Origin of the sequence: Actinocatenispora sera (assembly GCF_018324685.1) — a bacterium.
GTDB lineage: Bacteria > Actinomycetota > Actinomycetes > Mycobacteriales > Micromonosporaceae > Actinocatenispora > Actinocatenispora sera.
On sequence record NZ_AP023354.1, the window covers coordinates 1,051,231 to 1,074,005 of the forward strand.

At 69.4% G+C, this 22,775-nt stretch carries 23 protein-coding genes; 11 read left to right on the top strand and 12 right to left on the bottom strand.

Annotated elements, in window-relative coordinates:
• Positions 1–493 precede the first annotated feature (493 nt).
• The 3 genes from Asera_RS04900 to Asera_RS04910 form a co-directional block, all read right to left on the bottom strand.
• Positions 494–1,225 (bottom strand): GntR family transcriptional regulator, encoded by a 732-nt coding sequence (locus tag Asera_RS04900; protein WP_030449245.1) that lies wholly within the window; start codon positions 1,223–1,225, stop codon positions 494–496.
• A 244-nt stretch (positions 1,226–1,469) separates the two neighbouring features.
• The gene (locus Asera_RS04905) at positions 1,470–1,766 is read right to left on the bottom strand and encodes a hypothetical protein (protein WP_030449246.1); all 297 of its coding nucleotides are present in this window, start codon (positions 1,764–1,766) and stop codon (positions 1,470–1,472) included.
• A 234-nt stretch (positions 1,767–2,000) separates the two neighbouring features.
• Positions 2,001–2,303 (bottom strand): hypothetical protein, encoded by a 303-nt coding sequence (locus Asera_RS04910; protein WP_030449247.1) that lies wholly within the window; start codon positions 2,301–2,303, stop codon positions 2,001–2,003.
• A 261-nt stretch (positions 2,304–2,564) separates the two neighbouring features.
• Here Asera_RS04910 and Asera_RS04915 point away from each other — a divergent pair, with 261 nt between their 5' ends.
• From Asera_RS04915 to Asera_RS04940, 6 genes are all read left to right on the top strand, one after another.
• A complete protein-coding gene (locus tag Asera_RS04915) occupies positions 2,565–3,788 on the top strand; it encodes a helix-turn-helix domain-containing protein (protein ID WP_030449248.1) in 1,224 nt (407 codons plus the stop codon).
• Between the two features lie 19 nt (positions 3,789–3,807).
• Positions 3,808–4,278 (top strand): NUDIX domain-containing protein, encoded by a 471-nt coding sequence (locus Asera_RS04920; RefSeq protein ID WP_030449249.1) that lies wholly within the window; start codon positions 3,808–3,810, stop codon positions 4,276–4,278.
• Positions 4,279–4,549: 271 nt separating this feature from the next.
• On the top strand, positions 4,550–5,578 hold the full coding sequence (locus tag Asera_RS04925; RefSeq protein ID WP_211255774.1) for an ImmA/IrrE family metallo-endopeptidase: 1,029 nt from the start codon (positions 4,550–4,552) through the stop codon (positions 5,576–5,578).
• A complete protein-coding gene (locus Asera_RS04930; RefSeq protein WP_084132686.1) occupies positions 5,578–6,012 on the top strand; it encodes a DUF4411 family protein in 435 nt (144 codons plus the stop codon). Before Asera_RS04925 ends, Asera_RS04930 begins: the two co-directional genes overlap by 1 nt.
• Positions 6,013–6,042: 30 nt before the next feature.
• Positions 6,043–6,822, top strand: coding sequence for a transposase (locus Asera_RS04935; RefSeq protein ID WP_212804483.1), 780 nt, complete (start codon positions 6,043–6,045; stop codon positions 6,820–6,822).
• Positions 6,823–7,355: 533 nt separating this feature from the next.
• A complete protein-coding gene (locus Asera_RS04940) occupies positions 7,356–7,907 on the top strand; it encodes a hypothetical protein (protein ID WP_157035264.1) in 552 nt (183 codons plus the stop codon).
• Between the two features lie 353 nt (positions 7,908–8,260).
• Here Asera_RS04940 and Asera_RS04945 read toward each other — a convergent pair whose 3' ends face one another.
• A complete protein-coding gene (locus Asera_RS04945; RefSeq protein ID WP_212804791.1) occupies positions 8,261–9,532 on the bottom strand; it encodes an IS256 family transposase in 1,272 nt (423 codons plus the stop codon).
• A gap of 152 nt (positions 9,533–9,684) precedes the next feature.
• Positions 9,685–12,873, bottom strand: a complete 3,189-nt coding sequence (locus Asera_RS04950; RefSeq protein WP_169745941.1) for a BTAD domain-containing putative transcriptional regulator — start codon at positions 12,871–12,873, stop codon at positions 9,685–9,687.
• 431 nt (positions 12,874–13,304) lie between these two features.
• Between Asera_RS04950 and Asera_RS04955 the strand changes: the two genes are divergently transcribed.
• The 3 genes from Asera_RS04955 to Asera_RS04965 all read left to right on the top strand — a co-directional run bounded on the left by Asera_RS04955 (position 13,305) and on the right by Asera_RS04965 (position 15,091).
• On the top strand, positions 13,305–13,781 hold the full coding sequence (locus Asera_RS04955) for a hypothetical protein (protein ID WP_030450036.1): 477 nt from the start codon (positions 13,305–13,307) through the stop codon (positions 13,779–13,781).
• 92 nt (positions 13,782–13,873) lie between these two features.
• Positions 13,874–14,644: an IS5/IS1182 family transposase gene (locus Asera_RS04960; protein WP_030450047.1), complete on the top strand. Its 771-nt coding sequence runs from the start codon at positions 13,874–13,876 to the stop codon at positions 14,642–14,644.
• A 48-nt stretch (positions 14,645–14,692) separates the two neighbouring features.
• The gene (locus tag Asera_RS04965; protein WP_030445144.1) at positions 14,693–15,091 is read left to right on the top strand and encodes a hypothetical protein; all 399 of its coding nucleotides are present in this window, start codon (positions 14,693–14,695) and stop codon (positions 15,089–15,091) included.
• 122 nt (positions 15,092–15,213) lie between these two features.
• Here Asera_RS04965 and Asera_RS04970 read toward each other — a convergent pair whose 3' ends face one another.
• Together Asera_RS04970 and Asera_RS04975 are read right to left on the bottom strand one after the other, a co-directional pair.
• A complete protein-coding gene (locus Asera_RS04970) occupies positions 15,214–15,927 on the bottom strand; it encodes a sulfotransferase domain-containing protein (protein ID WP_030445145.1) in 714 nt (237 codons plus the stop codon).
• 130 nt (positions 15,928–16,057) lie between these two features.
• Entirely contained in the window at positions 16,058–16,990 is a 933-nt protein-coding gene (locus Asera_RS04975; RefSeq protein ID WP_030445146.1) for an aminoglycoside phosphotransferase family protein, read from the bottom strand.
• Between the two features lie 57 nt (positions 16,991–17,047).
• On the opposite strand from Asera_RS04975, the gene Asera_RS04980 reads away from it, so the two are divergent.
• Positions 17,048–17,974: a phosphotransferase gene (locus Asera_RS04980; RefSeq protein ID WP_030445147.1), complete on the top strand. Its 927-nt coding sequence runs from the start codon at positions 17,048–17,050 to the stop codon at positions 17,972–17,974.
• Between the two features lie 25 nt (positions 17,975–17,999).
• On the opposite strand, the gene Asera_RS04985 is transcribed toward Asera_RS04980, so the two are convergent.
• A complete protein-coding gene (locus tag Asera_RS04985) occupies positions 18,000–18,845 on the bottom strand; it encodes a helix-turn-helix transcriptional regulator (protein WP_244843747.1) in 846 nt (281 codons plus the stop codon).
• A gap of 100 nt (positions 18,846–18,945) precedes the next feature.
• Between Asera_RS04985 and Asera_RS04990 the strand changes: the two genes are divergently transcribed.
• Positions 18,946–19,935 carry an aldo/keto reductase gene (locus Asera_RS04990; RefSeq protein ID WP_030445149.1) on the top strand — a complete coding sequence of 330 codons (990 nt, stop codon included), beginning with the start codon at positions 18,946–18,948 and terminating at the stop codon, positions 19,933–19,935.
• A gap of 68 nt (positions 19,936–20,003) precedes the next feature.
• Here Asera_RS04990 and Asera_RS04995 read toward each other — a convergent pair whose 3' ends face one another.
• From Asera_RS04995 to Asera_RS05010, 4 genes are all read right to left on the bottom strand, one after another.
• Positions 20,004–20,576, bottom strand: a complete 573-nt coding sequence (locus Asera_RS04995; RefSeq protein ID WP_157034694.1) for a sensor domain-containing protein — start codon at positions 20,574–20,576, stop codon at positions 20,004–20,006.
• Positions 20,577–20,637: 61 nt separating this feature from the next.
• Positions 20,638–21,462 carry a class I SAM-dependent methyltransferase gene (locus Asera_RS05000; RefSeq protein ID WP_030445151.1) on the bottom strand — a complete coding sequence of 275 codons (825 nt, stop codon included), beginning with the start codon at positions 21,460–21,462 and terminating at the stop codon, positions 20,638–20,640.
• Between the two features lie 97 nt (positions 21,463–21,559).
• Complete coding sequence (locus Asera_RS05005) at positions 21,560–22,162, bottom strand: hypothetical protein (protein WP_157034695.1); 603 nt, start codon at positions 22,160–22,162, stop codon at positions 21,560–21,562.
• Positions 22,163–22,264: 102 nt separating this feature from the next.
• Complete coding sequence (locus Asera_RS05010; protein ID WP_051801949.1) at positions 22,265–22,753, bottom strand: hypothetical protein; 489 nt, start codon at positions 22,751–22,753, stop codon at positions 22,265–22,267.
• Positions 22,754–22,775 lie beyond the last annotated feature (22 nt).

The following is a 22,775-nucleotide window of genomic DNA, read 5'->3' on the forward strand; positions in this document are numbered from 1 at the left end:
CTTGACGTGCTATGTGAACCATAGCGAAGCCAACTTGTAGTGGCAAGTGCGTCGGACGAATTTCTCGGGTCGTCGCCCGAGCTACGGCATGCCGGCCAAGACGAGGGGCCAACTGGCGATTGGGCTACTTACGGCCGCTCTGTCGCCGAAGCAGAACCCGCAGCACGCGCAAAGCGGCTTCGCGTCGCACCCTCATGGAGGAGAAGACTGCGGTCATCGAGAGGATGACGACCAGCAGCACGTACACGGACGAGACACAGGCCAGAGGCAGTGCCACGACCTCCGATGTTGCAACCGCAGCCGCTTGCAAGGTGGATGTGGGCCCCACTCCGCCACTCCCTCTAGTTGACACACCAGAAGAAGCGCGATGCGGAGCACCTTGACTGAGTGACGCCCAGTGCGGGCAAGCGCTCTTTGCCCGCGCCAAGAGTACCTACCAGGCACACCTAGATTGAGCAGACAATGAGCAGGGGCGCGACGCAACCCAGCAGCTCTAGTCAGCGAGCGGGAAGGTGTCGACCAGGTCGTGGCGGTCGGCAGGAAGCACCGTGTCGACGGCAGCGACAACCGCGCCGTCCGGAGCGGAGGCGGTGACCATCAGCCAGAGGACCGGCGTTGTCTCGGTGACCTTCAACAGGTCCAGCTCGGCCGGTTCAGGAAGCCGGGCGGTGATCCTGGTGGTTGCGCTGTCGAGCCGTACACCGGCGTTCTTGCGGAGATGTCCGCGGATGCCGCCTGCGATCGGCTCGCGCTTCGTCAGGTCGTTGCCCACCGCCAGCTCGACCGGGATGTACACGGTGGACAGCGCGACCGGGCCATCGTTGCTGGTCACCAGCCTACGTCGCTCGTACACGGGGGTATCAGAGTCGACGCCGAGAGCCGTTGCCACCCACCGCGGAGCGATGACCGCGCCGACTCGCAGCAGCTCCGTACCGACGGACTCGTCCAGGTCCAGGGCCGACGACACGTACTCGGGGGTGACCTGACGAGCCGATGCCGGAACGCCGCGCACGAAGTGCGACTTGCCCTGGTGCGACTCGATCCAGCCGTCCTGGCGGAGGATGCTCAACGCCTTGACGATCGTGGTCCGCGACGTGTCGAACTCATCCGACAGCTTCGCCTCGCTGGGCAGCGCCGACCCCGGCGCGTATGCACCGGACTCGATCTTCGCCTGCAACGCCGCGAGGACCTGCGCGTACTTCGGTGGGCTCACTTCCAGCGGCACGACACACCGACCTCAGACTCAGCATCATCACGTGTCAGGAGCTTGGGACCTGACTGTCAGGCCATCCTGCCTCACCGTACACGTTCGTTCCGAGAGCGGACGTCTTCGTCCATCAGCGTTCGTCTTCGTCCACGACCGCCCCCGCGCACGTACTGCCCCGCGTACCTACTTGTACCGACGAACGCGTGTTCGTGCATGGCCGTCCGTCGGGATGTCCCGGCCGAGCAGTGGCGACGCTCCGCGGTCACCTCGTGTATCGGACTCCGGGGTCTCCGCAGATGACGATTGCCGGGGCGTACACGACCACATCGCGGTGATGCCGAAGGCGCTCACCGCGCGGGCCGAGTTCGTACCCCGAGATGGCGAGCCAATCCGAGGTGGTAGCGAGATGGCGTTGGCCCATCGCCGCCGGAGCCGGCTTCGACTCCCCGGTGATCAACAGCCGGATCGGCCGGCCGCCAAACCGAGTCGATGCCTTGTCGCTCAAGCAGACCGTCTGGCCGGGGATCGGGACGAACGAGCCGACGGAAATCGTCGCCATGGGTGGCCTCCTGGCGTTGGATGGCACCGGGGCGGGCGGGCTTGGGTACGCCAAAGGAGTGGCGTACGGGGGATGCCGGCGCCCGGCCCGGTGCCGGTCTTGTCACGGGAGCAGGACGGGCGCGGGGCACCCTCGCCGCCCTGGGTACGACAGGGCTGTGTCGCCGCGCCCGTCCTGCCCCGTACCCGGTCGGCGATGACCGCTGCTGATGAGCCGCCGGCCGGGAGTCTCATGTCAGATCCTGTGCCAGCCGTCGCCGAGATCGGCTTCGAGCACCAGGCCGTCCCCGTTCGCGGCCGGGATGCTTCCTTCGACGGCCGCGGACAGGCACGCCGCGATGCCCAGCGCATCGCCGGCCGATAGCCGAGCGATGGACCCGGTCGGCATGTGCAGCGCCACCATCCCGTCGCCCGGGTACGCAACGACCGTCGCGACCGCGACGCCGGTCGGCATCAGGTCGACCGCCCGACGCACCCGGTACCAGTCGGACCGCGACCCGAACGGGGCCGGAGCAGCGGTCCAGTACCGGCCGGTCATCGGGCATCCGTCGCCGAGCCGGTCCCGTTGCAGACGACGCAAGGGCGCTTCGCCCACGTCGAGGCTTGCTCCGAGCCGAGCCGGTCGGTGACCACGGCCCGCATCGGGCGTTCGTACTTCCAGCCCCTACCGCCACAGGACTGGCAGGTACCGCGTGAGGCATTGGATTCGGTCATAGCGGCAACGTATGGTCACGGTGCAGGAACAACCCGGAATACTTTTCCGGGGTCGTTGCCGGACAGCCTTGCGGGACGGTGGAGTGTGCCGGACGCGCCAGACACGTTGACGATCGGCGAGCGCATCGCGTGGAAGCGCCGTCGGCGCGGCATGTCCCAGGGTGTGCTGGCCGGGCTCGTCGGCCGTACCGACGACTGGCTGAGCAAGGTCGAGAACAACAAGATCCACCTCGACCGGCTTTCGGTTCTGCGCTCCCTTGCCGACTGCCTGGACGTCAGCGTCGGCGATCTGCTCGGCGAGCCAACGATGATGCAGTGGTCGCCGGACAGCGGTACCCGTACCGTCCCGGCCCTCCGCGAAGCATTGCTCGACTACCGCCAGCTGTCCCCGTTCCTGTCGACCGCCGACGACGAGCCTGTTGCGCTACCGGTGTTGAAGTCCAGCGTCGACGACGTCAGGACCGCCTACCAGGAGTCGCAGTTCGGGTACGTCGTCAACCGCCTGCCGGCCGTGCTGTCCGACGCGCAGACCGCGGTACGCAGCTCGACCGGCGACGACCGCGACCACGCCCGCCAGGCGCTCGCCCTCACGTACCAGGCAGCTGCGACCCTATTGACGAAGCTCGGCGAGACCGACCTCGCGTGGATCTCCGCCGAACGCGGCTTCCATCTCGCCCAGGACGCCGGCAACCCCGTCGTACTCGGTTCCCTGTTCCGATCGCTCACGCATACGCTGCTCGCCACCGGCCGCTACGCCGACGCCGTCCGCCTGGTCGAAGACGCCGCCAACTTCCTCGAACCCGGCCTCAACAAGGCGACCCCGACCTACCTGTCGGTGTACGGAACACTGTTCCTCACCGGATCCGTCGCCGCCTCCCGCAGCGACAACCGAGCCGCCGCGCAGACCTTCCTCACCGAAGCAGACTCCGCAGCCCACCGCATCGGCCAGGACGCCAACCACCTGTGGACCGCCTTCGGCCCAACCAACGTCGCCATTCACCGCGTGCAAGCCGCACTCGAACTCGGCGACGTACAGGTAGCGATCGACCTCGCCCCCGGCGTCGACACGTCCAGCCTCCCGGCCGAACGCCGCGCACGGCACGCCATCGAGACCGCCCGCGCGTACAACGCGTGGAACCGCACCGACGACGCCATGACCGCGCTGCTCGACGCGGAGCAGTTCGCACCCGAGCAGATCCGGTACCACGCCGCGAGCCGCAACCTCGTCCGCACGTGGGTACGCCGCAGCAGAGGCACGCCGAGCCACCAACTCACCGGCCTCGCCCGTCGGATGCAGGTCGCCGAGTAGCCCGCATACCCTCGACCCTGTGACGACACCCGGACCGCACAACCCCACCCGCGCAGCGGCAGCAGCCGGAGCCCTCTTCACCGACGCCGAGGGCCGCATCATGATGGTGCGCGCCACCTACAAGGATTACTGGGACATCCCCGGCGGCTACGTCGAGCCCGGCGAGACCCCCTACGAAGCCTGCGTACGCGAAGTCGAAGAAGAACTCGGCATCCGCCCCACCATCGGCCGCCTCCTCGTCGCCGACTGGGCCCCCTCAGACCGCGACGGCGACAAAATCCTCTTCATCTTCAACGGCGGCCACCTCACCAACGAACAGCACGCCACTATCAAGTTCCAGGATGCGGAGATTGCTGAGTACCGATATGTCCATCTCGACCAGAACCGCGAGCTGACTCTTCCTCGGCTAGTCCTCAGGTTGGCTGCTGCGCAACAAGCAGTGACGTCAGGGGACACGAACTATCTCGAAAACGGCCACCCTCTTCAATAGATTACCGAGGTTTTCAATTGGTGAACTGCTCTACCGGCGGTTACGGAGAGGTCGGGACCATCCAGAGGACTGGACTCTCCGCCGCGATCACGGTAAAGTAAGCAGCCAAGCACACAGGGCTAGCACATTGGAGGCGACTGTGGCTGTTCGTGTCAATGTCGCTCCCACGATGCTCCGTTGGGCTCGCCGTCGAGCTGGCCAGAGTACCCATAGTCTGTCGGGCAAATTCCCGAAACTACCAGACTGGGAGACTGGGCGCGCAGTTCCGACAATGCGACAACTTGAGGAATACGCGCGTGCTACCCATGCTCCGCTGGGGTTCTTCTTCCTATCTGAACCACCAACGGAAGAGTTGCCGGTGCACGACTTTCGAACGTTCGATAGCCAGGCCGTTCACACACCGACTCCCGACCTTCTCGACACCATTTACCTTTCCGAGCAAAGGCAAGAATGGTACCGCCACTTCGCCATCAGGAACGGCGAGCCTCGGGTGGCGATCGTCGGTAGTTTGTCAGTACGCAACAGGATCACCGAGGCGGCAGCGTATCTGCGCGATGCTCTCCATTTCGATCTTAGCAGTCGAACTGGCTATTCAAACTGGAATAAGGCCCTGAGTGGCCTGGTAGCAAATGCTGAAGATGTCGGCATCTTGGTTATGATCAGCGGTATCGTCGGTTCAAATACCCATCGCAAGCTCGATCCGCGCGAGTTTCGCGGCTTCTCACTGGTTGACCGAGTCGCTCCGGTAATCTTTATCAACGGCGTGGACACGAAAGCCGCTCAGATATTCACTCTCGCACACGAAATTGCCCATGTTTCCCTCGGCGAATCGGCGCTGTCCAAGCCGGATCTCTCACAGACGAACGTGACTGACCGAACTGAGCGTTGGTGCAATTCGGTTGCGGCAGAACTCCTCGTGCCCCTGGAGTCGATTCGTGACGAGTATGAGCCTCGGAACCGACTTACCGAAGAATTAAACAGGCTTGCTCGGTACTACAAGGTGAGCACTCTGGTTATTCTTAGGCGCATATTCGATGCTGATCTCATTTCGCACGACAACTTTGAAACGTCCTTTAGTGCGGAATTACGCCGCGTTATGGCACTACTCGCAAAGAAGAAATCAACAGACGGCGGCGACTACTACAACACCCAGCCCGTCCGCCTTAGTAAGCGCTTTGCTCGTGCTCTAATTTCCGACACCTTGGAAGGAGGAACACTCTACGGAGAAGCCTTCCGCCTCCTCGGGTCGAAGAAGCTTTCAGTCTTCGAGGAGCTGGGTCAGAGACTCGGAGTCGCCTGATGTACCTGATTGACACAAACGTGTTGATCGATGCCAAAAACAGACACTACGCCTTTGACATCGTTCCGGCATTTTGGGACTGGCTCAAGCAAGGACACAAAGCAGGCAAGGTTTTTACAGTCGAGAAAGTGGCCGAAGAGATCTTAGGCACGGCCGACGAGCTAGCCGCCTGGCTACGCAAATTGCCTCCCGCCTTCCGCCTCACCCCTCACCCCAAGGACACGGCCTCTCTAACGGCATTAAGCAAATGGGCGAGCTCCGGTCACTACACCTCGGCCGCCGTCTCCACTTTCCTTAGTAGTGCTGACTACTTTCTTGTCGCGCAGGCGTGCTCGCACCATTGCGTTGTTGTCACCCACGAAACGGCCGACCCGGCATCAAAGCGCCGAGTGAAGATCCCAGATGCCTGCGCCGCGCTAAAGGTTGTCCCGTAATCGTTGGTCCGCTCGGTCGTTGACCTTGGTGTGGAGCAGACGATCAGGTCCGATCAGCCGCAGTGGATCCCGGTGTTCACCGGCCTGTCAGCCCGGCAGTTCGGCAAGCTGGTGGCCATCGTGGCTGGTCGCGGCGGACAGCAGACCGGCGCTGGCCGCCGGTGGGGGCTCCCGCTGGCCGACCGGGTGCTGTTGGTGGCCACCTACTACCGCACCAACCTGACCCTGCGGCAGATCGCGCCGCTGTTCGGAGTATCGAAGTCGGCCGCCGGGCGCATCGTCGATCACCTGGCCCCACACCTGGTACTGGAGCCCCAGAGCCGCCGGCACCGACCCGACACGGTCCTGATCGTGGACGGCACGCTGGCGCCCACCCACGACCGGAACATGTCGGCCCGGTCGAAGAACTACCGGTACTCCACCAACCTGCAAGTGGCCATCGACGCCAACACCCGCCTGACCGTCGCGGTCGGAGATCCGTTGCCCGGCAACCGCAACGACTGCCGCGCCTACACCGACTCCGGCGTCGACCAACAGTGCGCCGGCGCGGCGGTAATGGCCGACGGCGGCTACCAGGGCAACCCGGAGGTAATCATGCCCTACCGCAAGCCGCGCGAGGGTGAACCGCCGCTGCCGCAGTGGAAACAGGACCTCAACACCGTCCACCGCCGTATCCGCGCCCGCGTCGAGCACTGCTTCGCCCACATGAAGTCCTGGAAGATCCTCCGCGACTGCCGCCGCAAACAACGAGGCGTCTGGTACGCCGCCGCCGGTATCGCGTTGATGCGCAACCTGACCATGGTCGTATGACCGGCCCGACGCGGCCGTGAAGTCCTTCCGCGTCAACCCATCAAGATCATTACGGGACAACCTTTAGGCGTGGAATGCACCACGCCTTTTATGATGCTGAGGCGCGAGCAAGCACGTTTCACACTCCCGTGACCCGTTTCCTTCCTGACTGTGATCAGTCGGTTGTGATCAGTCGGTTGTGATCAGTCGGTGTGTTGCCGATTTGTTCTCTACATGATCAAGGCGCCGCGCGGGCGCGGCGCGGCGCCGGCCCGGCGGCGGTAAGGCCCGGCCCCTTCGGCTGCCGCCTCTGGGGCCGGAGCGCCGCCGCCGAACCGGCGCCATTCGACTCCCACGGCCAGGACTACGAGGCCGTTTCGGGGTTGCGGCCCACGATCGCCCTGCTCGGTCACCGTGAACCGCGGTAACGGGCGATCGACGCCAAGGCGGCCCAACACCGGGGCCGCCTTGCCACCGGCACCGACGCTCACCGTCCGTTGGTCTGGCACTGCCCATCATTGACCGTCGGAAGCGTGCGGCGCAGCATGAGGGCCGTGCCAGACACCGACCTACTCACCACAGCACGTCGCCGGTACCCCACCGGCGACCAGGTGCAAGGACGCATCAGCGACAAGCCATGGGGCGACGGACGCACCGGCGTCATCGTCGACCTGGGCACCCGGCCACCCTTCGGATTCATCGACGCACTCCACCTGCCCTACCAGGCCCAGCAGTGGCCCGCCATCGGACGTGAAGCGCCGTTCGAGGTGCTGCAACACCGGCCCGGACAGGTCCGTCTCTACCCGCTCGACCCCGACATGCGCTCGCACCGCCCGACCCTCTGCCGCCTGACCAGCGAAGCATGGGAGGAACTCTGCGCTCGACACCCAGTGGGCTCCACTGTCACGGCGACCGTCACCTCCGTCTACCCGAGCAACCGCGAGTACGTGACAGAGTTCGACGGCCATCATGCCGTGCTGGAGTACGACGAGCCGGCGCCCACCGTCGGCGCCGTCGGTCGATACCGAGTGGTCCGCCTACTCCACGCAACACAACGCATCCGACTAGCGGCGACTACCCAGGACGCGAACAGCCGGCAAGCCTGACCGGCAGGCCGCCGCCGTGCCATTGGCGTGCCATTCGGGGTGGCCAACGAGGGTTAGTCCAGGCCGGTGGCGGCCAGATAGACGCGCTGGTCAGGGCGTTGAACGTTGATCGTGGTGCGGTTCCCAAGCTGACAGTGCGGGTTCGATTCCCGTCACCCGCTCCACAGTTCCCGTCCAGGTCAGAGCACCTCTCCGACCTGGACGGTTGATCTTCATACCGGGTTCTTGCGTCGGCCATGCCCGTTACGTGCCCGGTCCCGACCCGTGCGCGACCTGCTTGTCCAGACCCTCAGCGATCACACGGTCCCGTTGCGGGTCTGTCAAACGTTCGGTGTATCTCAGGGTTGGGTGGGTTACTTCTTGCCGGCGGCCAGACGGCCGTCGAAGGCGATGTCGAACGCGTTGAGTGCGGGCTTCCACCGCATCATCCAGCGTTTGCGTCCGATGCCGGTCGGGTCCAGGCTCATCACCGCCATGTAGACACACTTGAGCGCGGCCTGTTCGTTGGGGAAGTGCCCGCGGGCCCGCACAGCGCGACGGATCCGGGCGTTGACCGACTCGATCGCGTTGGTCGAGCAGACCACCCGCCGGATCTCCGGGTCGAACGCCAGGAACGGCACGAACTCGGCCCAGGCGCGTTCCCAGAGCCGGACGATGGCCGGGTATCGGGTGCCCCACGCCTCGGTGAACTCGGCGAACCGCTCGGCCGCGGCGGCCTCGGTGGGCGCGGTGTAGACCGGCCGTAGCGCCTTGGCGATAGCGTCGAAGTGCTGCCGGCCGGCGTAACGGAAACTGTTGCGCAGCAGGTGCACCACGCAGGTCTGCGTCACCGTGGCTGGCCACACACTGGCGATCGCTTCCGGTAGCCCGGACAGCCCGTCGCAGACCATCATCAACACATCGGCCACGCCCCGGTTCTTCAGCTCAGTGAGCACATGCAGCCAGTACTTGGCGCCTTCACCGCCGTCACCGGCCCACAGCCCGAGGATGTCACGGTTGCCCTCGCAGGTGACCGCCAGCGCCACATAGATCGGCCGGTTCGCAACCTGACCATCACGGATCTTGACGTGGATAGCGTCGATGAACACCACCGGATACACTGCATCCAGCGGCCGGTTCTGCCACTCGACCATGCCCTCGATCACCTTGTCGGTGATCGTGGAGATCGTCTGGCGTGACACCTGCGCCCCATACACCTCAGCCAGATGGGCCTGGACCTCGCCGGTAGTCAATCCCTTGGCCGCCAGAGAGATCACCATCTCATCGACCCCGGACAGCCGCTTCTGTCGCTTCGCCACGATCCTCGGCTCGAAACTGCCATTGCGGTCCCGAGGAACATCCAGCTCGACCGGACCGACCTCGGTGAGCACGGTCTTGCTGCGGACGCCGTTGCGGGAGTTGCCGCTACCTCGACCAGCCGGATCGTGAGCCTGGTAGCCCAGATGGTCGGTAATCTCGCCCTCCAACGCCGACTCCAGCACCCGCTTGGTCAGCGCCGCCAGCAGCCCGCCCTCCCCGGTCAGCTGCAGCCCACCGGCCTTGGCCCGATCGACCAGCTGATCAATCAGCTGCTCATCCAGCCCGCCCAGGCCAGCCGCCCGTGTCGGATCGTCGGTGTTGTCCATACCAGACATCATCTCGGTCATCGATGTCACTTCCATGATCGGGAGTTACACCGAACGTCTTACAGTCCCCCCGTTGCTGGTAACGCATCGAGGAGTGCCTCCTGCGCGCCATCAGGTGGGCCAGGGTCGCGCGGTTGTCGGTACCCAGCGTGTTACCGCGTCGCTTCGTCCGGCTCGTCGTGGTGGGCGGCGGTCAGCAAGGTGTGGACGTCGTCGGCTTCGGGGGATCCGAGTTCGGTGAGGATGTGGTGGGCGGCCCGCCAGTGCTCGGTGGCCTGGGTCGGGTGTCCGGTGGCAGTGGCGAGGTGGCCCAGCTCGATCAGGGCCACGCTCTCCTCGTAGGGGGCGCGGATCTGCCGGAGGATGCGTAGGGCCTGTCGGCAGTCGCGGGCCGCCTGCTCGTGATCGCCGGCCAGCCGGTGTGTGGTGGCCAGCTCGCACAGGGCCCAGCCGAGCTCGGTACGGCCGCCCTCGCGCCGGATGCGGTCGGCCGCTTCGGTGAAGCAGGCTCGGGCCTGGTCGAAGTCACCCAGCTCGCGCCACGCGCAGCCGAGGTTGATCTGGGTACGGTTGGTGAGGCTCGGGTGTTCGATCCGGCGGGCCATCGAGAGTGCGTCGGTCAGCAGCTCGCGCGAACAGCGGTAGTGGCCGCGCATGCCGGTCAGCACACCGAGGTTGAGCCGGGCGAGCGCCTGGTTCTCCTGGTCGTCCGCCTCTTCGGCCAGCCGCAGGGCCTGGGCGAAGTGGTCACCGGCGGCGTCCCAGCGGCGGGCCTGCAGGTGCACCAGTCCGAGGTTGTCGATCGCCGTCGTCTCGCCCTGGCGGTCGCCGATCGACCGGAACTCGGTCAGCGCGCGTTCCAGCACCGGCTCAGCCTCGACGGTACGGAACTGCATCAGCAGGCTGCCGCCGACCTGGTTGCGGGAGTGCGCGATCAGCCACGGATCGTCGCCGGCCTCGGCGAACCGGAGGGCCTCGCGGCTGTGCCGTTCGCCGGCCAGGTGGTCCGAGCAGTCCTTGTCGTAGTAGGAGAGTGCGAGGGCGAGGTGGGCGGCGGCCGACGTGTCGATGTCGAGGTCGGAATCCCGGCAGAGTTGGGTGAGCGCGGTCAGGTTGGTGTACTCGGTGCCGACCCACGCCATCGCGGCGGCCCGGTCCGGGAACGCGTCCTCGGTCTCGCGGAGCAGGGTGTAGCGGGTGAGCCGGGCGATGCCCGCGGTGTGGGTCACGGCACGGCGCAGCGCCGCGGCTCGCGCGGACGGGGGGTCGACAGCGCTTGCCAGGTCGTTGGCGTACGCGCGGACCAGGTCGTGCATGCGGTACCGGCCGATCGCGGTGCTGGCCAGCAGGTGCACGTCGACGAGATGTTCGAGGAGCTCCTCGGCGCCGGTGTGGGGCAGGTCGAGCAGCGCGGCCGCGGTGGGTTCGGGGATGTCCGCACCCGGCCACAGCCCCAGCAGCCGGAACGCGCGGGCCTGCGGCGGGGTGAGACCGTCGTAGCTGAGCCGGAACGAGGCGCTGACCGCGAGGTCTCCGACCGCCAGCTCCGACAGCCGTTGCCGGGCCTCGGACAGGCGGGTGGCGAGGTGGTCCACGGTCCAGTGGCGGCGGGCCGCGAGGCGTGCACCGGCGATGCGGGTGGCCAGCGGGAACCCGTCGCAGGCGGTGGCGATGCGGCGCGCCGCGTCCGCCTCGGCGCCGACCCGGGTGGCCCCGGCGATGCGGCCGAGCAGTTCGACGCTCTCGTCCAGGCTCATCGGCGGCAGCGCGACATGGCGGGCGCCGGGCAGGTCGGCCAGCTGTCGGCGGCTGGTGATCAGGACGGCGCACCCGGACCCGCCGGGCAGCAACGGCCGTACCTGCGCCACGTCGCGGGCGTCGTCGAGCACGAGCAGGACCCGGCGGTCGGCGAGTACGGAACGCAGCAGCGCGGCGGCCGGCTCGAGCCCGTCGGGCACCGCTACCCGCAGTGCGGTGAGCAGCAGCCGCAGCACGTCGACGGGCGCCGCCGGCACGGGGGCCGCGCCGCGGAGGTCCACGCAGAGCTGCCCGTCGGGGAAGCGCTCGCGCAGCAGGTGCCCGGCCCGTACCGCGAGAGTGGTCTTGCCGGTGCCGCCGGCCCCGCTGATCACCACCAGCGGGGCGGCGCCGGGGTCGCACAGCCGTCGGACCTCGGCGAGCGCCGTGTCGCGGCCGGTGAAGTCCGGGATGTCGGCAGGCAGCTGGGCCGGGGCCGGCCAGCGGTACGGCCGCTCGGCGCCGGCCCAGCTGTCGCCCGCCCTGCCGGCATCGTCGTCGGCGCGGAGGATGTCGGTGTAGGCGGCCTGGAGTTGCCTGCCGGGCCGGACGGCAAGGTCGTCGGCGAGTGCCTGCCGGATCCGGTGGTACGTGTCGAGGGCGTGGGCGCGGCGGCCGACCGCGGCCAGGACGCGGATGAGGCGGGCGGCAACGGCCTCATCCAGGGGATCGAGGGTGGCGAGCCGCGTCAGCGGCGTCAGAGCGGTCTCGGCGATGCCGCGCACCGGAACGGTACTGGTCAGGGCGGCATCCGCGTGCCGGATCGCGGCCGCCGTGATCTCGCGCTGGATCGCCGCCGCGGCAGGCTGTCCGGCCAGCGCGGGCAGGTCTGCCAGGGGCGCACCGCGCCACAATCGCCAACACCGCGCCCACGACTCGAGTGCCGCGGTGGGGCGGCCGTCGGCCCAGGCAGCATCGGCTTCCCGCGCCGCGGTACGAAAGGCCAGCAGGTCGACGTGCGTCTCGTCCACCACCAACCGGTACGCGCCACCGACGCGTTCCAGCCGCGGGCCGCCGGCACCGAGTAGCCGCCTGATCCGGGAGACGTGGGTGTGCAGCAGCTCCGGGGGCGGCGACTCCAGATCGGGCCACACCCCCTGCAGCAGGTCCGACACGGCGACCGGGGTGTTCGGGTACAGCGCGAGCAACGCCAGCAGGCTGGCGCGGCGGGCCGAGCCCACCGGGACCGGCTCACCGTCCCGGATCACCAGCAACGGTCCCAGCACCTGCAGCCAGGTCCCGACCCGGTCGGACCGCGACCGGCCGAGCGCTTCGGGCCCCGCTGCCGGCGCGGCCGCCGACGGACCAGCGGCCAGCGGCTCGACCGGTGGCGGGTCGGCGGCCAGCGGCTCGACGTCCGGTGGTTGTAGCGCCGCTGCCAGTCGCCGCAGCGTCGCCGGCCGGGGGTTCGGCACCCGGCCCCGCTCCAGGTCGCGGACGGCGCGGACACTCAACCCGGCCCGGGCGGCCAGCGCATCCTGGGTCAGGCCCAGCCGCCGCCGGGCCTCGCGCAGTCCCTCCGGTAACCGGAACTTTTCCACCACCACACCACCCCCGCCCGGCAACCGGCCAGACCGCGGCCGGCAGGACGGAGCGTACAATGGCGGCGCATCAGGACGATCCGCCTCCCGTGACGGCGCCTGGCGGCGGACCGGCAGAACCGGCCAGCCACGTGCAAGTGCGGGCGCGGATCCTGCACGAGTGCCCAGCCACGAGGGGTCGGCGCCCGGACTGGGCTCCACCGATCGGCACCGACCTCCCCGCCTGCACTCCGGCTGACCGGCCATACCCGGAGGCCGTACGATGGCCGGTTCCAGAGATCCGAAGGATCGCCGGGTCGGTGAGCTTGAACCCGCCTTGCGCAAGGGAGCGCTCGATGAAATTTCGGTTCGGCCGCAAGAGCGAGAAGCGGACCGCCGCGCCTGCCCCCGGTACCGCTCCTCGGCCCCGCCCTCAGACGGGGCTGAATCGGGTGATGGCCGAGGTCGGAAACCTCGCGGCGGCCAGCAGTGCCGATATCAGGGACAACTTCGACCGGGTGCGCGACACGTGGGGGGCGCGGGAGGTACTCGACCTGACTGCGGAGGAGCTCCGCCGGCAGGTGACGGACATACTCACGACCGACCGTCGTGCGGGCTTCACCGAAACGATGGTCGACGCGGATGAGGGTCCGGCTCAGCCGAACGTTCAGTTCAACACGATTTCGATCGAGTCGGGGACCGGCAGGTTCTACCGCATCATGCGCCGGGAGGACGGCAGGTACGCGCTCTTCGGTCACGAGGCGATGTACCGCAACCGGCAGAGCGGCGGGCGTGCTCGTCAGACGTCGGGCGCGACGTACGTGGACGTGAACATACCCGTGAGATTCCTGATCATCGCCCGCCCGGACACTGAGCCCTTTTCATCGTGGTGGGGATGTGTTGGGCCGCTGGGGATCGAGACGGGTTCGTGACCGAGAGGGGCGTGTCGCGGTCGGGGATGTAGCGAAGCCCTTGCTATGACGGCGATCGACCAAGATCTGCTGTCGTCAGCAAGGGCTTCTTCATGTTGTTTTACCGTGCCGCGCTGCCGTTGTCATCTCAGACCCTGACCTTCGTGTCTGGACTCATCCGCCGCCATCGTCGGCAACTCGGCTCGCGGTGGCGGGCGCTGGATGCGGGGCAACAGGCGCTGCTGGTGCTGGTGTATCTGCGCAAAGGTGAACCGTTCACGCAGGTCGGGGCGGGTTTCGAGGTGTCCACAGCCACCTGCTGGCGCTACGTCAACGAGACGGTGGAGCTGCTGGCCGACCGGGCACCGAAGCTGCAGGCGGCGCTGAAGACCGCGAGGCGGGCCGGCATGGCCTACGTGATCATCGACGGAACCCTGGTCCCGATCGATCGGGTGGCCGCCGACCGGCCGTTCTACTCCGGCAAGCACCGGATGCACGGGATGAACCTGCAGGTGATCTCGGCACCCGACGGGGCCATCCTGTGGGTGTCGGGTGCGTTGCCCGGCAGCGTGCACGACACCGCCGCCGCCCGCATCTGGAACATTCTCGCCGCGCTACGCCAGGCCGGGCTGATCGCCCTGGGCGACAAGGGCTATCACGGGATCGGCGAGCCGGTGATCACTCCGTACAAGGGCAAGGGTAAACCCGAGTCTCAGAAAGCTGCCAACCGGGCGCACGCGAGGCTGCGTGGCCCCGGCGAACGCGCCAACGCCCAGCTCAAAACCTGGCGCATCCTGCGCAAGCTACGCTCCAGCCCCCACCGCGCCGGCCGACTCGCCAAAGCCATCCACGTCCTTCAAGACCACGAACTCGCAGCAGGATGAAAAAGGCTCACTGCAACCAAACTCCTGCGATCGTTGCTGGAGAAGGGAATGCCGGCGACACTGTTCGAGATGGATTTCGGGGTCGGCGAGCTCAAGTGTGTCGGCATGCCGAGCAGTTCCGCATCCGGCAACCGGCCGGACATCACGATCTCGGAATCGCAGACGGCGACGAGTTCCACGGGCGAAGGTACCCGCGGCTGCACGAAGTGCCAGACCCGTTGGAAGTCGGTGTACGGAGAACTCCAGGACTCCACGGAGCTCACCAGGCTCGCGAAGCAAGGCGATGTCTCGGTGAACGCAAGCCGGGACCAGATCATCGGTCTGACCTGCATCAGCTGCCGGGAAAGCGTGTGCATCAACGACCTGGGGCAGCAGCTTCCGTCCGAGGGTCTGGCGAAGGGCAACGTCACGTGCCCGTCCTGCGCCGGCCACCTGTACTACGCCTGACCAGGGGCGGTTCGAGCCGCGTCGGTGCGGGAACCCGCGGCGGCGGCGGGTGGGTGCGACACGTCCATCGAGGCGCACCTCGGCCGCTGCGGCGGCGGGTGCGTCGTCGGTCGAGGCGCGCCTCAGCCGTCGCTGCGACCCGGCTGATGGCGCGTCCTCGTCAGCAGGCGCATCGCCGCGACGTTGGGTGGCTGCTCCCAGAACAGGCCGACCAGGTCTGCGTCAAGCTCGTCTCGGTGGCTTCCGACGATGCCGCGGCGGAAGAAGCCGGCATCGACCCGCTGCAGTTCGGTGAACGTCGGCGGCTCGGCGTTCGCCTGTGGCGTCAGCCAGGGAGCGACGACACGCACCGCCGCGCGGATGGCGTGCAGCGGGTCGGCGATCAGGTCCTCGTAGCGAACGACCACCCGATGCCGTACCGGCGGGTCCAGCCAGCTCAACACGTTCGTCGCCCATGCCCCGGCGCCGGCACCACCGCCGTCGGTGAACTGGCCGCGTACGTCGGCCGCGAAGCTCTCTCGCGGGTCCCCTGGTTTACGTCGCAGCCGAGCCCACGAGACCGCCGCATCGCGCCCGTCCCGGACCAGGCAGATCGAGGGCGTCTCGTCCCCAGGCTCCCGTGGGCGGTGTGTCTTGACGAAGTACAGCTCCGGCGCCGCCTGCATCGCCGCGACCTCCGTCGGCCGCTCGCGTGCGCCCATCAGCTCCGAGCCGATGCGCTCCGCGACACCGTCCTTCTCGTACACCACGTAGGTCGGTACGCCGTACAAGCGATGCAGGGCGATGCGCGCCAGCGTGTTGCCCGAGCGAGGGTACGAAGCCAGCCAGACGATCACCCGCGCAGCCTAGGGTCCCACCGACGCCGATCGGCCTGGGACAGCTGCCGGACCGCGCCCGCAGGTTCGATCCGGACTCGCACGGCACGGCACGCGGCGGTTGCGGTGATCCGCGCAGAGGACGGCGGTGTCAGGCGTCGTCGTTCAGTACCCGGTCGAGGGCGGCCTGGCCGGCGGGGAGCCAGTGCGGTTTGCCGCCGGGGAGACCGCGGTCGCCGTTCTGGCCCATCAGCATCAGGAAGAAGCACTTCATGGCGGCCAGCCCGCGGGCGCGGCGAATCGTCGCCTCGTCGGCAACCGCGTACGTGTCGAAGAACCGGGTGGCCGTGCCCGCCGGCAGTAGCAGCCATGCGGCGGCGAGGTCCCAGGCCGGGTCGCCGGCGAACAGGCCGCCGAAGTCGACGACACCCGAGAGCGTTCCGTCGGAGACGACGACGTTCGCGGGATGCAGGTCGCCGTGCACCCACACCGGCGGGCCCTCCCACGCCCCGGCGGCCACGGCGTCGTCCCAGAGGGACCGGACCCGCGCAGCGATGTCGTCGGGCGTCAGGTCGCCGCGGCGGGGCAGCGAGCCCATCGCGACGGCTCGGCGGAACCGCTCGAATCCGGCCGTACAGTCCCGGGGATGGGCACCGCGGTCCGTGGCGGTCGGCGCATCGGCGGGCGCCTCGACATGCAGCGCCCGCAGGAAGTGCGCCAGGGTGTCGGCGGCGTGGGTACCGCGGCTGATCGAGCCGTGGTCCAGTGGCTCGCCCGGTACCCAGGTCATCACGGTCCAGTGCTTCGGGAAGCGCGCGGACGGCACACCGAGCCGCACCGGCTCCGGTACCGGCAGCGGCAGGCGCGGGGCGAGAACCGGCAGCCACCGCCGCTCCTTGAACTGCAGCTCCGGCGTCGCGTCCATGCGCTGCATGCGTACCGCCAGCTCGTCGCCGAGCCGCCACATCTGGTTGCCCCAGCCGCCCGGCACCTCGCGGATGGTCAGCCCGGCGAGATCGGGGTGCTGCTCCCGCAGCAGCTCGCGGACCAGCTCGGCGGTCACCTCGATCTCGGCGTCGGCCATGCGAAGCCACGGTACCGGCGCGGGCAGCACGGCATGCGGGGGTTCTAGGCTCGGGTGGTGCGGAGTCCGACTCAGGTGGCGTTGTCGCGCGCCGATATTGCCGCGATGGTGGTCGACGGGCTGGGCCCGGTCGACATCGTCGAGGCGGTCGAGTTGAGCGGCGGCACGTTCGCCACCGTCTGGCGGGTGTCGCTGGCCGACGGCCGGGACGTCGTGGTCAAGGTGGGGCCGCCACCGGGAACTCGAATCCTCCGGTACGAGCGGGGGCTGATCGCGGCCGAGGCGGAGTACTTCCGGCTGGTACGCGAGCGGGCACCCGGGGTGCCGGTGCCGCAGGTGCTGGCGGCGAGCGACGACTGGATCATCACGACGCTGCTGCCGGGCCGACCGCTGACCAGCGAGGACGCGCCACGGGCCCGCACCGAGCTGGGCGCCGCGATCGCCGCGGTGCACGAGATCTCCGGGTCGCACTTCGGCTATGCCGGCGACCGGCCGTCCGCGCCCGACTGGCCGACCGCGTTCGGTGCGATCGTGGCGGCGCTGCGGGCCGACGCCGCGGAGTGGAACGTGCCGCTGCCGCCGCTGGACGGGGTGCTCGAGCGGCACCACGACGTCCTCGCCGCGGTGACCCGGCCGACGTTGCTGCACTTCGACCTGTGGGACGGCAACGTGCTGGTGTCCCCGTCCGGCGGGCTCGCCGGCCTGGTCGACGGCGAGCGGTACCTCTACGGGGATCCTTTGCTGGATCTGGTGTCCCCGGCGCTGTTCCGCCGTATCGAGGACGAGCCGGACCACCCGTTCCTGCGCGGGTACCGGCCGGCGCCGTTCGACGCGGCGGCGCGGATCCGGCTCTCGCTGTACCGGGTGCACCTCTACGTCCTCATGATCACCGAGGGCCCGAGCCGGGGGATCGCGCGAAACGACGGCCGCCACGACCGCCTCACCGACCTGCTGACCGCCGAACTCACCCTCCTCGCCGCCTGATCGGCGGGGAGGGCGGCGCGGTCGGTCAGGTGGCGGGCTGGAAGTGCTGGGTGCCGATGACGCGGAGCAGGTCGAGCTTCGCACCGTCCTCGGCCGGATCGACCGGGAAGAACACCAGCAGGTGCACGCCCTCGTCCGGGGTGAGCAGTACCTCGCAGCGCAGGTGGACCAGGCCGACCTCGGGGTGCTGGAAGTCCTTGCGGTCGGCGCGACGCACCGCGACCTCGTGGCGCTGCCACAGCTCGCGGAACTCGGCGCTGCGCTCGAGCAGGTCGTGGACCAGCTCGGTGACGTCGCGGTCGCCGGCGCGCCGGGAGTACGTGGCGCGCAGGTCGCTGACGCTCGTGGCGGACAGCCGCGCCCAGTCCGCCGTGGGCAGCCGCTCGCGCGAGGACGGTTCGGTGAACCAGCGCCAGATGAGGTTGCTGTCCCGGCCCGGGCGCAACTCGTTCAGCCCGCTGACGGCGGCGAACAGCGCGTTGCGCCACACCACCTCACCCAGGTCGGTACTGATGCAGACCGGCACGTCGACCAGCCGGGTGGCGAGGTCGATCAGGCCCGGCCGGACGTGGCCGCCGGCCACCCGGGCCGGTGCGGCCAGTCCGGCCAGGTGGAACAGGTGGTCGCGCTCGTCGATGTCGCAGCGCAGCGCCCGGGCGAGGGCCGCCACCACCGATTCGGACGGCGCCGAGCCGCGGGCCTGCTCCAGCCGGGAGTAGTGGTCGGTGGACACGCCGGCGAGCTGCGCCACCTCCTCGCGCCGCAGGCCGGGGGTACGCCGCCGGGTGCCTGCCGGCAGGCCGACGTCGGCCGGGCGCAGCGTTTCGCGGCGGCGGCGCAGGAAGTCCGCCAACCCGGTACGGTCGATCACCGCTCCAGTCTGCGCGCCGTACCGGCCGCCTGCCAGGGAGAGGCGGTCCCTGGATGTGCCGTGCCTGGTTGCCGAGTCGGGGCCCGATCACGCTGGCGGCATGACCACAGCACTCGACACCCGAACCCTGGGCCGTACCGGCCCCGCAGTTTCCACTCCCGGCCTCGGCTGCATGGGCCTCTCCGGCGCGTACGGCCGGGTCGACGACGACGAGGGCGTCCGCGTCGTGCACGACTACCTGGATGCCGGCGGGACGCTGCTCGACACCGCCGACTTCTACGCGGCCGGGCACAACGAGCAGTTGATCGGCCGGGCCCTGCGCGGCCGGAACCGCGACGACGTCGTCCTTTCGGTGAAGTTCGGGGCGGTCCTCGCCCCGGGTGGCCAGATGCGCGGTTTCGACGCACGGCCGGACGCCGTGCGCAACTCGCTCGCCTACTCGCTGCAGCGGCTCGGTACCGACCACGTCGACGTGTACCGGCCGGCGCGGCTGGACCGGACCGTACCGATCGAGGACACGATCGGCGCGATCGCCGAGCTGGTCGACGCCGGGTACGTGCGGCACATCGGGCTCAGCGAGGTCGGCGCGGCGACCATCCGGCGGGCCGCCGCGGTCGCCCCCATCAGCGACCTGCAGATCGAGTACTCCCTGCTCAGCCGCGGCATCGAGGACGACATCCTGTCCACCTGCCGGGAGCTCGGCATCGGGATCACCGCGTACGGGGTGCTCGCCAAGGGGCTGATCGGCGGCAGCCCGGTGCGCGGCGACTCGCGGACCATGTTCCCCCGCTTCCAGGGCGAGAACCGGGAGCACAACGACGCGCTCGTCGCCCGGCTGCGCGAGCTGGCCGACGCGAAGGACGCGTCGCTCGCCCAGCTCGCGATCGCCTGGGTGTCCGCGCAGGGCGGCGACATCGTCCCGGTCGTCGGAGCCCGCCGGCCCGACCAGGTGACCACCATGCTCGGCGCCAACCGCGTCGTACTGGATGCCGACGACCTGGCCCGGATCGACGAGCTGGTGCCGCGCGGTGCGGCCCGCGGCGACCGCTACCCGGCCGCGTTCATGGCCGACCTCGACAGCGAGCGCTGACGCGCCGGACGGCCGGACGAGCCGTGCCGGCCGGACGAGCCGGCCGGCACAGGTCGCCGACCGGAGCGTTACTCGGCGGGGCCGAGGAGGCGGCGGGTGAGGGCGGCGTGCAACGTCGTGAGCGCCCGGACCAGGTGCGGGATCAGCAGGAACGCGGCGAGCCCGCCGGCCATGTGCACTGCCACCGCGCCGACCACGGTCGGGCCGCCCCACGAGGTGCTCAGATCCATCGCCCAGGAGTACACGAACGGGAACAGGATCAGGTTCCGTACCGAGACCAGCGCCCAGAAGACGATCAGCCCGACGCCGAGGCCGCCCAGCGGCACGGACAGCAGCAGGTGCGCCACCGCGCGCAGCAGCCCGCGCCGCGGCGGAACGGCGGTACCGATCAGCCCGTGGCGGCGGCGCTCGAGCCGGGCGGCGGGCAGCGCGAGGGCGAACGCCAGCCCGACCGCCACCGGTACCCCGAGCGCCGCCAGCCGGGTGCCGGCCAGCCCGGTGATCGTGGCGATCGACAGCGCGAACCAGGCGACCCCGGTCAGCGTGGTCAGCGCGTAGGCGTTGCGCCGCCAGTCCCACAGCGGGGCGAACAGCTGTCGCGCGAAGAAGTGGCCGGTCCGATCGATCGTCAGCTCGCTCATGCCGACATCCTCCGGTCCGGCACCGGCGCGGCACATCACCGCGCGGAGCCAGCCCGACCCCCTACCCAGGTACGACGGCGCGGCGGCCGGCGCGCAGCACGGTGAGGTGCCGACGGGGTACGCGGTCGCCCAGGCGGGTGCGGATCCGGTCGGCGACCGCGTCCAGCAACGGTTCGCGCACGTCGGCGGGCAGCCGCCGGTACGGCGACAGCGAGCGCAGCAGGTCGGCGAAGCCGGCGCCGTCGAACCACTGCACGGTCGGGTACCAACGGACCGTCGTCGGGCCGAACAGCGGTCCGGGATCCTCGACCTGCCCCCAGCCCGCGCCGGTGGCCCGGACCTGATCCTCGGTGGGCGGGTGACCCCAGTCCGGGTTGCCCGGGGAGAACCGCTCGTGCAGGTCGGCGGTCTCCGCGTACACCTCCGGTTCGCCCGGCCGCCGCACCACGACGTGCCCCAGCAGCGCCGCCCACCCGCCGGGCCGCAGCACCTGGTACGCCCGGGGCCAGCCCACCGCGGGATCCACCCAGTGCCAGGACGACGCCGCGACCAGCGCGTCGTACCGCCGGCCCCGGTCGTCCCACCGCTCGAAGGTGGACGTCTCGACCTCGACGCCGGGCGTGCCGGCCAGCCGCTGGCGCGCCAGCGTCGCCAGTTCGGCGCCCGGTTCGACCGCGGTCACCCGCCAGCCGCGGCCGGCGAGCGAGCGGGTCGCCTGGCCGGTGCCGCAGCCGACCTCCAGCACCGCCGACCCGGCGGGCAGGCCGGCGAGGTCGGCGAGATCCGCGAACAGCTCGTCCGGGTAGCCCGGGCGGACCCGGTCGTACAGCTCCGGTACCTCGTTGAACACGCGCCCGAGCGCCCGCCGGTCCGCACCCACCGTCACCCTCCGAGATCCGACCACCGAGTGTCCCAGACCGTCGCCGGGCGCCGTACCCGTTTCGGCGTCGCGGACCATCGCCCGCCGGACCCGTTTCGGGTCGTCACCGCTGCACGGGCCACGATCGCCGGTCCAGGAAGAGCGTCATCCGGGCTGCCGCGTCGTTGTCCCAGGACAGCTGCACGCCGACGAGCACCGCGACGACCAGCGACACGATCGGCGTCAGCAACCAGCCGTCCGCCAGCGTGCCGATCAGGTCCTGCCACGCCGACTCCGGCGGCGCCGCCGCCAGCACCGCGTCGGCGACGTCGCTCTGCGTCGTGTAGTCGATGCAGCACCCGTTCGCGAGGCAGCACATGCTGCCGATCGCGACGACCACGAACGCGACGGCGCGGGACGGCTCGCTCCGGGCGAGCAGCAGCCAGAGGCCGCCGAGCAGGAACAGCGGTGCCATCGCGAGCGAGTAGATGACCATGTCCTCGGCGATGGCGGCCACGACGACGGTCGCCTCGTGGGCGTCCGCGGCGGAGACCGGATGCGCCGCCGTCGCCGCCGCGGCCCACTGGCCGGCCGAGCGCATCTCCGACCAGGCACACCCGGCCGCGACGAGCAGCACCACACCCTGGCCCAGCAGCAACGATCCGGACAGTCTGGCCGGCCACTGCGGCGCCGGTTCCGGCGCGTTCCCTTCCGCCCCAACGATCACGGCCAGCAGCGTAGGGCGACTCCCGATCCCCGGCCCGGTTCACCACCAGGCCGACCACACACCCACCCACATCCGCCACATTCGACACGACGGCACCATCGATCAGGGCAGGGCCACCGCCCACACCACCAACGGCGGTACCGCTTCCACCGAGTCGCCGGCGTCGTCGTCACCGCCGTCATCGGACCCGGCGTCGGCGTCGGCGAGATCCGACCAGGCGACGAGGCCCGGCTGGTCGTCGGCCGCGGCGAGCGCGACGACCTCGGTGGCGCGGACCGCCAGGCGGTACGGGCCACCAAACGGGAGCCGGTCCGGCGGCGCGGAGGACAGCGAGCATCGAAGCTGACCCGCCTGCGCGTCGTACCACGAGTAGAAGGTGCCGGCATCGCCACGTCGCGAGAGGCGTACGCGCAACACGCTCGTGACCCGTTCCAGCGCTGCGCCGACTGCGGGCACGTCGACGGCGCCGGCCGGTACGCCGTAGCCCCAGGTGTTCGCGCGCACCTCGGCGGCCGGGTCGCCGGGCATCAGGGCGACCTCGTCGTCGTCCAAATAGGACTGAATCAGGTCGACGAGCGACTCGTCGGCCACGACCAACCCCCTCCGTCAGCAC

What these genes read in the sequence shown, in the direction of transcription:
- Asera_RS04905 (WP_030449246.1), bottom strand. Translation starts at nt 1,766, where the DNA reads ATGGCGACGATTTCCGTCGGCTCGTTCGTCCCGATCCCCGGCCAGACG.
- Asera_RS04910 (WP_030449247.1), bottom strand. Translation starts at nt 2,303, where the DNA reads ATGACCGGCCGGTACTGGACCGCTGCTCCGGCCCCGTTCGGGTCGCGG.
- Asera_RS04925 (WP_211255774.1), top strand. Translation starts at nt 4,550, where the DNA reads ATGCGACAACTTGAGGAATACGCGCGTGCTACCCATGCTCCGCTGGGG.
- Asera_RS04930 (WP_084132686.1), top strand. Translation starts at nt 5,578, where the DNA reads ATGTACCTGATTGACACAAACGTGTTGATCGATGCCAAAAACAGACAC.
- Asera_RS04945 (WP_212804791.1), bottom strand. Translation starts at nt 9,532, where the DNA reads ATGGACAACACCGACGATCCGACACGGGCGGCTGGCCTGGGCGGGCTG.
- Asera_RS04955 (WP_030450036.1), top strand. Translation starts at nt 13,305, where the DNA reads ATGGCCGAGGTCGGAAACCTCGCGGCGGCCAGCAGTGCCGATATCAGG.
- Asera_RS04960 (WP_030450047.1), top strand. Translation starts at nt 13,874, where the DNA reads ATGTTGTTTTACCGTGCCGCGCTGCCGTTGTCATCTCAGACCCTGACC.
- Asera_RS04965 (WP_030445144.1), top strand. Translation starts at nt 14,693, where the DNA reads ATGCCGGCGACACTGTTCGAGATGGATTTCGGGGTCGGCGAGCTCAAG.
- Asera_RS04975 (WP_030445146.1), bottom strand. Translation starts at nt 16,990, where the DNA reads ATGGCCGACGCCGAGATCGAGGTGACCGCCGAGCTGGTCCGCGAGCTG.
- Asera_RS04990 (WP_030445149.1), top strand. Translation starts at nt 18,946, where the DNA reads ATGACCACAGCACTCGACACCCGAACCCTGGGCCGTACCGGCCCCGCA.
- Asera_RS04995 (WP_157034694.1), bottom strand. Translation starts at nt 20,576, where the DNA reads ATGAGCGAGCTGACGATCGATCGGACCGGCCACTTCTTCGCGCGACAG.